At 45.2% G+C, this 10,493-nt stretch carries 10 protein-coding genes and 1 CRISPR repeat array; of the genes, 6 read left to right on the top strand and 4 right to left on the bottom strand.

Going from position 1 to position 10,493, the window contains the following annotated elements:
* Positions 1 to 245 precede the first annotated feature (245 nt).
* The 6 genes from cas10 to cas6 all read left to right on the top strand — a co-directional run bounded on the left by cas10 (position 246) and on the right by cas6 (position 7,702).
* Complete coding sequence (cas10, locus tag HMPREF3066_RS06475; RefSeq protein ID WP_070441340.1) at positions 246 to 2,777, top strand: type III-A CRISPR-associated protein Cas10/Csm1; 2,532 nt, start codon at positions 246 to 248, stop codon at positions 2,775 to 2,777.
* A gap of 2 nt (positions 2,778 to 2,779) precedes the next feature.
* Complete coding sequence (csm2, locus tag HMPREF3066_RS06470; protein ID WP_070441337.1) at positions 2,780 to 3,220, top strand: type III-A CRISPR-associated protein Csm2; 441 nt, start codon at positions 2,780 to 2,782, stop codon at positions 3,218 to 3,220.
* A 12-nt stretch (positions 3,221 to 3,232) separates the two neighbouring features.
* Complete coding sequence (csm3, locus tag HMPREF3066_RS06465; protein ID WP_070441335.1) at positions 3,233 to 3,943, top strand: type III-A CRISPR-associated RAMP protein Csm3; 711 nt, start codon at positions 3,233 to 3,235, stop codon at positions 3,941 to 3,943.
* A 3-nt stretch (positions 3,944 to 3,946) separates the two neighbouring features.
* Positions 3,947 to 4,885 (top strand): type III-A CRISPR-associated RAMP protein Csm4, encoded by a 939-nt coding sequence (gene csm4 / locus HMPREF3066_RS06460; protein WP_070441333.1) that lies wholly within the window; start codon positions 3,947 to 3,949, stop codon positions 4,883 to 4,885.
* A 58-nt stretch (positions 4,886 to 4,943) separates the two neighbouring features.
* Entirely contained in the window at positions 4,944 to 6,605 is a 1,662-nt protein-coding gene (locus HMPREF3066_RS06455) for an RAMP superfamily CRISPR-associated protein (RefSeq protein ID WP_070441330.1), read from the top strand.
* 131 nt (positions 6,606 to 6,736) lie between these two features.
* On the top strand, positions 6,737 to 7,702 hold the full coding sequence (gene cas6, locus HMPREF3066_RS06450) for a CRISPR system precrRNA processing endoribonuclease RAMP protein Cas6 (RefSeq protein WP_083286414.1): 966 nt from the start codon (positions 6,737 to 6,739) through the stop codon (positions 7,700 to 7,702).
* A 66-nt stretch (positions 7,703 to 7,768) separates the two neighbouring features.
* Positions 7,769 to 8,357: a CRISPR direct-repeat array (repeat unit 36 nt; unit sequence GATAAAAACAAAGCCCCATCACTAGGGGATTAAGAC).
* 273 nt (positions 8,358 to 8,630) lie between these two features.
* Here the strand turns inward: cas6 and cas2 (HMPREF3066_RS06445) are convergent.
* The 4 genes from cas2 (HMPREF3066_RS06445) to HMPREF3066_RS13335 form a co-directional block, all read right to left on the bottom strand.
* Positions 8,631 to 8,954: a CRISPR-associated endonuclease Cas2 gene (gene cas2 / locus HMPREF3066_RS06445; protein WP_070441326.1), complete on the bottom strand. Its 324-nt coding sequence runs from the start codon at positions 8,952 to 8,954 to the stop codon at positions 8,631 to 8,633.
* The gene (cas1, locus tag HMPREF3066_RS06440) at positions 8,951 to 9,844 is read right to left on the bottom strand and encodes a CRISPR-associated endonuclease Cas1 (protein ID WP_083286413.1); all 894 of its coding nucleotides are present in this window, start codon (positions 9,842 to 9,844) and stop codon (positions 8,951 to 8,953) included. The genes cas2 (HMPREF3066_RS06445) and cas1 overlap by 4 nt, the downstream gene beginning before the upstream one ends.
* Before the next feature lie 109 nt (positions 9,845 to 9,953).
* Positions 9,954 to 10,232 (bottom strand): CRISPR-associated endonuclease Cas2, encoded by a 279-nt coding sequence (gene cas2, locus HMPREF3066_RS06435; protein ID WP_070441319.1) that lies wholly within the window; start codon positions 10,230 to 10,232, stop codon positions 9,954 to 9,956.
* A 25-nt stretch (positions 10,233 to 10,257) separates the two neighbouring features.
* Positions 10,258 to 10,493: hypothetical protein (locus HMPREF3066_RS13335; RefSeq protein ID WP_210385701.1), on the bottom strand; the 236-nt coding region annotated here is incomplete at its 5' end.

Genomic DNA, 10,493 nt, shown 5'->3' with positions numbered 1-10,493 from the left:
CTAAAAGGCGGCCCGGATGCCTGATTATGGGGCGTCCGGGGAAGATTAAGGGGGTGTTTGGGTAGAATTAGTGGATATTTGAAACGAAAACAGCCGAAAACCTGTGTTTGGGTTTCGGCTGTCGGGGGAAGGGCTTTTTTGCAAAGGTCTCTACAAGCATAAAACAAATTTGTTTTTGTGTTTGCTTTTTGTTGTTTTTGTTATATTTATGTTAAGCATGAAAATTGGATACAAACGGAGGATTCATGAGAGATTCAACAGCTAAAGTAGCATTCGCTGCTTATCTGCATGATTTGGGGAAGTTTGCCGAGCGGGCAAAATTGGATGTACCTGATTTAATAAAAGGCGATAATCCGTTTTCAGATGGTGGAAGTGGTGAGGATAAAGCCGAATTTTTGCTAAATACTTCTGCCGTTATTTATAAACCGGAAACATTCTTACAGTGGATTATTGCTATTGCCGATTGTGTTGCTTCAGGTTTTGAGTGTGAAAAGTTTGAAGATTGTAACCAGGTCAGCAAAGAAAGAGAGCAATGGCAAACTGGTGAAGAACATTACCCAAACCATTTACTGACCCTATTTGAACAAATCGATATTCATAATCAAGGCTTAGCAGTAGATAATACTAACCAATTACAATGGTGTTATCCGCTTAAGCCTTTATCTGCCAAAAATATTTTTCCAATAAAGCATTTGAAAGTTGAGCCTGTCAAAAATGAATCCGTACAAGATGAGTACCGTAAACTGTGGCAGGATTTTATTCAAAGTGGCCTTGCCAAAATTCCTCAATCTCATCGTAAAAATTGGTATTTGTGGCTAGATCATTTCGATACACTTTGGCAAAACTATACTCAAGCTGTTCCATCAGTAACTGGTTTCGGTACGAAGCCGGAAGTATCGATTTATGACCATAGCAAAACTACAGCGGCTTTAGCAGCGGCACTTTGGCGTTGGCATGAAGTACATGGTAAAACGAGTACATCCGATACAGAGCGATTAAGGGATCGCAGTGATTGGGAAGAGCAAAAAATACTGCTTATTCAAGGTGATTTTTTCGGGATTCAGAATTTTATTTTCGCTCCAGGTAGTCAAACTAACAAACGCGCAGCCAAATTATTACGAGGACGTTCGTTTCAGGTCTCGTTATTTACCGAGCTGGCTGCATTAAAAATTTTAGAAGCTTGTGAATTACCCCCAACCTCACAAGTATTAAATGCTGCTGGCAAATTTATGATTGTGGCACCCAATACAGATGACGTAAAACGCGCTCTGGAAAAAGTTCGTAGTGAAATCAACGATTGGTTTTTACAGCATACTTACGGACAAGTTGGTTTAGGCCTGGCTTCTCAAGAAGCTTCTTGTAATGACTTTGTTGATAAAAAACGTTTTGCCACATTGGTAAAAAAGTCATTTGCCGTATTGGAACAAGCAAAACTGCAACGTTTCTCCCTGACAGATAATGCGCCATGTACTTTGCAGGCGGATTATTCAGCTTATAAAGAGTGCCAATACAATCAGAACTTGCCTGCTAATCGAATAAAAGATGACATCGCATTGGCAGACTTGTCAGATGACCAAATCACCCTAGGCAGTTTGCTTACCAGACATGACCGTTTAATGGTGTTCAACAAAGCAGACAGTATTCGTGATGATGAGTATACCCGTAAATTGAAGTTACCTATTTTCGGATTCCACATTGCATTTACTGAAGAGGAGCAACTGAGCGGAAAATTTGGAGAAGAAGCGCAATCGGGTAGGCTGCTGCGTTGTTGGGATTTCAGTTTACCTAAAATTGATCAGCCTATATGGCACGGTTATGCACGCCGCTATATCAATGCTTATGTGCCGCATTTTAACGAAAGCGACAAATGTCTGGAGGGTAAATATGGCAGTCTGGAAGATGCTGATGATGTATCTGAAATTAAATTAGAAAATCCAAAAACCTTCAATCATTTGGCTTGCGAAGAGCGGTACAGTGAAGACGGTCAGAATTTTATAGGCAAAATTGCCATTGCTACCCTTAAAGGCGATGTGGACAATTTAGGTACTATATTCCAACAAGGTTTAAAAGAACCGACCTTCGCCAAAATGGCAGCATTGTCTCGACAGATGAACCATTTCTTCAGTTTGTGGTTGCCTGCTTATTGTGCTCAAGAATATCCAAATATTTATACTGTTTTTGCCGGAGGTGATGATTTTTTCCTTATCGGACCATGGCTGCAAACACAAAAACTGGCAGCAGATATGCGGGAAAAATTTCAACTTTATGTAGCCGAAAACAAAGGTATAACTTTCAGTGCAGGCATTGCTGTCAGTAATCCAGGCTTGCCTTTAAGCAAATTGTCTGCTTATGCCGAAGAAGCTTTGGAGCAGGCAAAAGCCTATCAAAGTGCCAATCACAGCAAAAATGCCATATCTGTATATGGTGAAACCCTAGCTTGGTCGGGCTGGAACGATATTATGGCCGCACAAGAGCAGATAAACAGTTTGAAAGCGGATTACGGCTTAAGTACCGGCTATATTTACGCCATGTTGGAGTTTTGTCGGGCAGCAGAGCAGGAACGAAACGGCAACATTGAAGCAGGTATGTGGCGTAGCCGCTTTGCCTACCGCACGCGTCGTTATGTGAATATGCAGAAAAACATCATTGGTAAAGAAGCCCAGCAAAACGCGTATAACCGGCTTACTGAAGCTTTTTATCAAAACGGCATTGAAAAATTAGGCAGCAAATACCGTATTCCCTTGTTTAACCATTTTTATTTATTAAGAGCGAGATAGAGATGAATCTAGAATTAATTAAGCTGGACAATCTGGAAGAGAATATTTTTTCCGAAGTGGCCGAACAAACGGCAGATTTTATTCATCCGCAGCAAGAGAAAGATAAATTTGGAAACCTGAAATATGACAATAGAGGAAAACCTAAATATGAAGATACCAACAAATCCACCCAGCTTCGTAAATTTTATGATGAACTGGTGATGTGGCACGATAAGGTTTTCCATGCAACCGATCGGAGTGCAGCTTACCGCCAAGCCGCACCATTTATTCATATGCTGAAAGCCAAGGTTGCTTATTCACAAGGGCGCGGCCATGTGGATCAAAACTTTGTCGAAGTGTTTAACAAAATCATCAGCGAAATCAAAAGTCCGGAAACTTTAAAACACGCCAAATTGTTTTTCGAAGCCGTTTTAGGTTTCCGCAAAGCTAAGGAACAGAAATAAGGGAGAGCCACCATGCAATTAAAACAAATCCACATTTTAGAAGCCACGCTTGTTTTAGAGACCGGTCTGCATATCGGTGCGGGCGACGGAGAAATCCATATCGGCGGCATTGACAATACAGTGATGAAACATCCGATTAGCGGAGAACCTTATATCCCCGGCAGCAGCCTGAAAGGCAAAATCCGCAGCCTGCTCGAATGGAAAAGTGGTTCGGTACAGGAAGCACCTTTAAGTAAAAAAGAATACGAGTCTTCGCAAGGCAGTCAAAAACAAGCCGTGAAACACATTCTGCAATTATTTGGCGTAAGCGGCGATACACAGGACGAAAGTTTCCAAAAAGAAATCGGCCATACCCGTGTTTCATTCTGGGATTGCAACCTTTGTCCTGAATATGCCGAACATTTACGCAATGATAATTTGCCGTTTACCGAAGTAAAAAGCGAAAACCGCATCAACCGTATTTCGGGTACAGCCGAACACCCGCGCCAAACAGAGCGCGTACCGGCTGGAGCCGAATTTAAATTCAAACTGAGTATCAAAGAATTTGATAACGATGGTACCGAATTGATGGATACCTTATTGCAAGGGTTGAAACTTTTAGAATGGGACAGCTTAGGCGGTTCGGGTTCGCGCGGCTACGGCAAAGTCAAATTCAGTAAACTTACCCGCAACGGTAATGACATCAGCGAGCATTTTGCACAAATCCAACCTTTTGGAAACTAGATCATGCAGGCATTCAAATTAACACTATGCCCCGAAACCGCATTCGGTACGCCATTGGTAGGTGATACCTTATTCGGGCAAATCTGCTGGGGCATTGTCGAACAATTCGGCGAGGCCGTGTTAGCGGAATGCCTTCAGGGCTACACCGCGCACCAGCCGTTTCTAATTGTCTCCGATGCCTTTCCCGCAGGTTATTTGCCGTTGCCGACTTTGCCCTCTTATTATTGGAAGGAAGGTAGCGAAACAGACCGTAAAAAGCTGAAAAAACGCCGATGGCTGCCCTTATCTGCGCTCAAAACGCCTTGCGAAACCTGGCAGCAACAGGCGAAAAGCAACAGCGATATTGCGCCAAATCTGCAAAGCGAACACTCCCAACCACACAACAGCATTAACCGCCAAACCCATACAACCGGCGCAGGCAGTCAATTTGCCCCTTTCGAAAGCGAGCAAATCTGGTACGCGGCAGACAACTTATGGGAAATTTACCTATTATTGGATGAAGGTCGTCTGAAAGCAGAAGATTTACGACAAGTCATACAAAACATCGGTTACAGCGGTTACGGACGTGATGCCAGCGCAGGTTTGGGTAAATTTAGCATCAGCGCATGGGAAACCACAGATTTATTTGAGTGGCAATCCGGCGGCGAAGCCGTGTGGACATTAGCACCTTGCTGCCCGCAAAACCAAGGCTTTGACGCGGAAAACAGTTTTTACAATATCCAAACCCGCTTCGGTCGGCACGGCAATATTCAAGCTACCGCAGGCAGCCCGTTTAAAAAACCGATTTTAATGGCACAGACCGGAGCCGTATTTAGCAGAGCAGCACGCGATGCAAACTTTATCGGACAAGGCATCGGCGGCATTTCGTCCAGTCAGCCGCAGGCGGTACATCAAGGCTATGCCCCGGTATTACGGTTTCAACCTGCAGCTAACAACCCATAATATTCAGACGGCCTGAATAAAACGACAGGTCGTCTGAAAAATAGAAACGGAAGAGAACATGGCAGCACCATTCTTACAACGACATCATCTCTACCTTACCCCTTTGTCGCCGCTACATTTGGGGACGGGTGAAGACTATCAGCCAACCGAATATGTCATTTCAGACGGCATCTTGTATGTTTTTGATCCCGCACAAGCCATATTAAGCGAAGCGCAATACGACGAACTGATGAGCGTAGCGCAGCGGGGCAGTTTCATTGAAATACAAAAATACTTCAAAAAACATGCGGAAACCTTTAAAGATTACGCCTATAAAACCATAGGTGTCAGCCGCACTTTAGAGAAAGAATATAACGACAAACTTGGCGAAACAGTACAGCAGGAAGGCCGCGGCAAAAAAGTCCATAACCAGCTGACCATCGAATGCACGGCCGTTAATCCGCTTACCCATCAGCCCTATATTCCCGGCAGCGCGTTTAAAGGAAGCGTACGTACCGCCTTATTGAATGCGCTTTCCGGTCAATCTACGCAAGCAGAAGCGCCGGACAGCCGTAGCGCAGCCAAATACGAAAATGAAAAGCTCGGCAGTTTTGCCAGCGACATCATGCGCCTTTTCAAAACAGCAGACTTCATGTCGTCTGAAACCGTATCCACACAGATACAATATGCCGTCAACCATAAAAAACAAGCCGTTGTACGAAACGGAAAAACCCAGGCTGGCAAAGGAGTTACCGGCCGCCGCGAAACCATCCAGCATGCACAATACCGACGTTTTCAGACGACCTGCGCCATACAGCATCTACCGTTGGAACACCAACCTTATATCAAAGACCGGGAACGAAAACTACCCAATACCGATTTACAGCCCATAGACTTAAAACAGTTGGCCATCAACGTCAACACCTACCATTTGCCACGGTGGCACAAAGAAAACCAAATTTTGGAAGAACGCAACCTCGTAAACCCCGAATGGTTGCAACAAACTCGCCAACTCATTGATGACCTAAAGACCCAGCTTGAGCAAGGTGCAATCATGCTGACGCGTTTGGGTAAAAACGGCGGAGCCGAAAGCAAAACGATCAGTAGGTTTGCCCAAATAAAAATCATGCAGGGCAAAGGACAGAAGGCAAAATACGAAAAACAAACCAAAACCATATGGCTTGCTGCCCAATCCGACAAAGAAACCCACGGTCTGCTGCCTTTCGGTTGGGCACTGATTGAAATCGACCCGCAAAGCGACAACCCCGCATTAAAACAATGGTGCGAACGTAACGGCAAGCATCTGATCGATACCACCGCCATTGCCGCCCAATTAACGCAACGACGCAAACAGGCGACAGAACGCAAGCAGGTGCAAGAGCAAGAGCGGCGGCGCATCGAGCAGGAAAAACAAGCCGCCGAAGCCGAAAGGCAACGCCAAGCCGCAGAGCAGGCCGCCGCGCTCGCCGCCATGTCTCCCGAAGAGCGGCTGATTGCACAATGGCAGCAAAAACTGACCGAATTCACATTCGACAGCCGTAATCAGGAAGCCAACAACGAACTGTTCCAAGGCTTCAGCCAGGCCCTGCAACAGGCAGCGCAAGACTTTGATACCGAAGCCCGAAAACGCATCGCCGAAGCCTTCTCATGGGGCAAAATCAGCAAGCAGCAACCCGGTTTGTTCGCAGGAAAACGCGAGAAAAGAATCAAAGAACTATTGCGTCCATTACGCGGAGAATAAATCCGGCGAGCGGCCGCTTCATTAGCCGCCCGCTCGAAAAACCTCCCGCCTTTGCTGCCTGTCTTAATAACCTTGATTGATACCCAATCAATACCTGATAAAAAGCACAACAACCGCTAGCTTCCCGTTTCATGATGAACCCAGCAAACCCACTCAATTTACCTGCCGAACTCCCCATCGCGCGCTACCGCTTCAGCTTCCGCCTAAACGAAAACCTATGCCTCCCACCCTACGCAGGCTCCACCCTGCGCGGCGTATTCGGACACGCCCTACGCAAGGCCGCCTGCATGACACGGCAAAAAGAATGCGGCGGCTGCTCCCTCCTGCAAACCTGCCCGTACAGCCGGATTTTTGCCACCCCGTCCAGCAGCCTCCTAAATAAAAGCCAGCACAAAAACCCCCCGCAACCCTACATCATCGAAGCATTTTCAGACGGCATCCGATACCATCCCGCCGACAGCCTTTACCAATTCGATATCGTATTGATCGGCCCGGTCAGGCAACAGCTTCCGCTCATTGCCTATGCCTTCGGTCAAGCCTTCAAGCGCGGCATAACAAAAAACAACACGACGGGCACATTGGAAGACATCGCCGTAGAGAACAATGGCTGTTGGCAATCCGTTTACCACAATAATCAAATCCAACCCCACACCGACGACATAATCCTGCCCGCATCCTATCCCGCTGATATAGAAATTACCTTCCAAACCCCCTTGCGCCTGCAGCAGCAAAACAGCGTATTAGGCATCAACCGCCTTACCGCCGAAATCCTGCTCAAACAACTGGTCAGGCGCACATCCACACTCGCCACCCTATACTGGCAGAGCTTGGAAGCCGATTACCCAAGCCTGATGCAGGCCGCGGCACACATCAAAAGCAGCCATCAACTGCAATGGCTGGACTGGAGCCGCTACTCAAACCGCCAGCAACAGCAAATTAACTTAGGCGGAGCCATAGGCACTTGGCAATTTCAAGACTTACCGCTACCATTCAGCCAGTTGCTCCACATCGGACAATGGCTGCACATAGGCAAAGAAACCGTATTCGGCTACGGACGTTACAAGATAAAAGAGGTTAATCCATGTTTAACTTTGTAAACCTTAAGAGTGTTGGAAACCACATTTTCAACTCATTGACTTTAAAAGGAGAAATGCAGACCTGCTGATAAAAACAAAGCCCCATCACTAGGGGATTAAGACGGTCGTCTGAAACCTATAAACACATGGTTTCAGATAAAAACAAAGCCCCATCACTAGGGGATTAAGACTTCAACACAGGAACGGATTCAACCCGCTTGTACAGGATAAAAACAAAGCCCCATCACTAGGGGATTAAGACTTAAAAGTTTCCATAATTTTATATCGCTATCACAGATAAAAACAAAGCCCCATCACTAGGGGATTAAGACGATAAAGTTTTTCGATTTCGTCCGCCTGTTGGCGATAAAAACAAAGCCCCATCACTAGGGGATTAAGACAAAGAATGGGCAGCAACTGCAAATTACTATATGATAAAAACAAAGCCCCATCACTAGGGGATTAAGACCAATTAGATTCTCAAATGCTTTCATTTTGTTGAGATAAAAACAAAGCCCCATCACTAGGGGATTAAGACAAAGCCACAACTTCGACATCACCAATAGCTCGTAGATAAAAACAAAGCCCCATCACTAGGGGATTAAGACTTTTCATGATGTTATCCTTTTTAAAAAGTTAAGATAAAAACAAAGCCCCATCACTAGGGGATGAAAGTTTCAGACGGCCTTGTGTGATTGGAGGCCGTCTGAGACCTTTGCAAAAATAGTCTATTAACGAAATTTGACGCATAAAAATGCGCCAAAAAAATTTTCAATTGACTAAAACCTTCCTAATATTGAGCAAAAAGTAGGAAAAATCAGAAAGGTTTTGAATTTTGGAAATGAGATTGAGCATAAAATTTTAGTAACCTATGTTATTGCAAAGGTCTCCGTCTGAAAGTTTGAAGATGACAGTTTTGTCAGCCTGTCCGAAATTCGATGGATGGGCTTTATTTTGTGTCTTTGGTTATGTCGGATGCTGTCGGTATGGGTGTTATTTGTAAGTCCATGCCGCTCCAGACGATGCCTTCGGGCAGGGGGCGTTTGCCAAAATGGATTATGGGTGTGTGTTCGGATAAGACGTATATCCGTAAGTTGTCTTCTTTGGAGCGTATTTGTTGAATCAGGTCTTGATAACAGGCCTGGTAATCGGCTTCGTTGCCTTTGAGCAGGAAAACGCTGTTTTGCAGGGGGAGGGCGTGGTTGCACAGGATGCGGTAAATTTTTTGCAGGCGTTTGGGACAACAGATGTCGTATGCGATTAGCCATTTCATTGTATTTGTCCCCAGTGTGTTTCAGTGTAGTCAAAATCAGCCGGATCTTGTCTGCCGTGATGGCACAACTCTGCCAGTAGCCGACGTGATGCTTGGATAAGTTCAGGTTGTATATATTGTAGGAAGTGCTCGATTTCACTATAAAATCGGATTCGGGCCGCTTTGCCCATTAGGCAGGCTTCTTGTTTTTGGGTAAAGTCTTCGGGACGGAGTATTTTTTGATGAAAACATTCCGCTGCCCATTGGTCGTATTTGGGGCGCAGTGGTTCGAGCAGGTCTGATGCTAGGGATTCTCGGCTATGGGCGATGGTATGGAAAAATCCTACAAACGGATCTAAGCCGATCAGGTAAATACGGCGGACAATTTCGAAATGGAGTAGGGTGTAGCCGAGTGAGAGTACCGTATTGAAAGGATCTCGAGGAGGTCTCCTGTTTCTGCCTTTGAAGTTAAGTGAGGCGGGCAGGATGTGTTGCCAGGCGGTAAAGTAATGTGCGGAAGCAGCCCCTTCATAGCCGCGAAGGCTGTCTAAATCAGGGCAGTCGGCAATATTTGTCAGTATGTTTTGCAAGGTTTCCGCATGTGGATGCAGGTGGGGATTTTTTTCGGCGGCTTGTTGCACTATGGAAAACTGGTTGTTTACTTTGCCGTGTATCCAATATTTTGCTTGTGCGAGGCAAAATGTTTGATCTGTGGTTGCGCCGAATTGTACCGCCCTGTGTTTGGCATCGACCTGCAAATTGGGCATCATCAATACGGGTTCTTTTTTTCGGCCGTTTAATACCAATAAGCCGATACCGTGTTGTCCTAATCTACCCAATACGGAAGCTGACAGCTGTAAATCTCCATGAATACATACTCTTTCAAGCAAGCGGATAGGGACTGTCCCCAGCTTTTCAGCAGTATTGCTGTCGTAAAAATGAGTGCTTCGCTGTCAACTTTAAGTTGAAGGTTGCGTTTGTCTATAAATAAGGTAGTCATTTTTTTCTTGTCCTATATTGTTAAATGATAAGAAATGGTTGGTAAGATAAGCGTGTGGCAGTGCCGTACATTTTGCTGTAATCCGCTGCAGGCATTTTGAATGTCAGGATTTTGTCTGGGTTTCGAATGATTTTATTGATTGCTAAACAGACATTGTGATACTCGCTTGAGGTCAGCCAGCATTCGTAAAGTGATTTCTGATGGCCGATGGTATAGGCTTTCAGAATTTTTCGGATTTGATATTGCCGACGGCAGTTGCTTATGTCGTAAGCAAAGACGTAATGCGTTCGTTTACTCATGTGATATTTCCCCTTTGACTGTATTTTATCGTGCTTTTATGGAAAAACAAATTTGTACTTGATGTGGGGAGTCGGGCTTGTCGGGATAATACGTTTCATCGGAAGCACGGCAAGAAATGCTGTTAGACGGATAAAGTTGAGAGGTTGATAGATTATTGAACCGGCAGGGATATTTTAAGCCGGAAATAGTCGGACTTAATGCCGAAAATGGATCGGTGCTGTATTTGAAGGTATAGTCAATTAAAAACAAAATGGTACAAT

Origin of the sequence: Neisseria sp. HMSC03D10 (assembly GCF_001807625.1) — a bacterium.
In the GTDB taxonomy this organism is placed as follows: domain Bacteria; phylum Pseudomonadota; class Gammaproteobacteria; order Burkholderiales; family Neisseriaceae; genus Neisseria; species Neisseria mucosa.
Note: the sequence above shows the minus strand (reverse complement) of the source record. Positions and strands in the feature narration are given on the sequence as shown.

Bases quoted from the DNA above. Each gene is read 5' to 3' on its own strand.
- csm3 (WP_070441335.1), top strand. From the start codon at position 3,233: ATGCAATTAAAACAAATCCACATTTTAGAAGCCACGCTTGTTTTAGAG.
- cas2 (WP_070441319.1), bottom strand. From the start codon at position 10,232: ATGAGTAAACGAACGCATTACGTCTTTGCTTACGACATAAGCAACTGC.
- cas10 (WP_070441340.1), top strand. From the start codon at position 246: ATGAGAGATTCAACAGCTAAAGTAGCATTCGCTGCTTATCTGCATGAT.
- cas2 (WP_070441326.1), bottom strand. From the start codon at position 8,954: ATGAAATGGCTAATCGCATACGACATCTGTTGTCCCAAACGCCTGCAA.
- csm4 (WP_070441333.1), top strand. From the start codon at position 3,947: ATGCAGGCATTCAAATTAACACTATGCCCCGAAACCGCATTCGGTACG.
- HMPREF3066_RS06455 (WP_070441330.1), top strand. From the start codon at position 4,944: ATGGCAGCACCATTCTTACAACGACATCATCTCTACCTTACCCCTTTG.
- csm2 (WP_070441337.1), top strand. From the start codon at position 2,780: ATGAATCTAGAATTAATTAAGCTGGACAATCTGGAAGAGAATATTTTT.
- cas6 (WP_083286414.1), top strand. From the start codon at position 6,737: ATGATGAACCCAGCAAACCCACTCAATTTACCTGCCGAACTCCCCATC.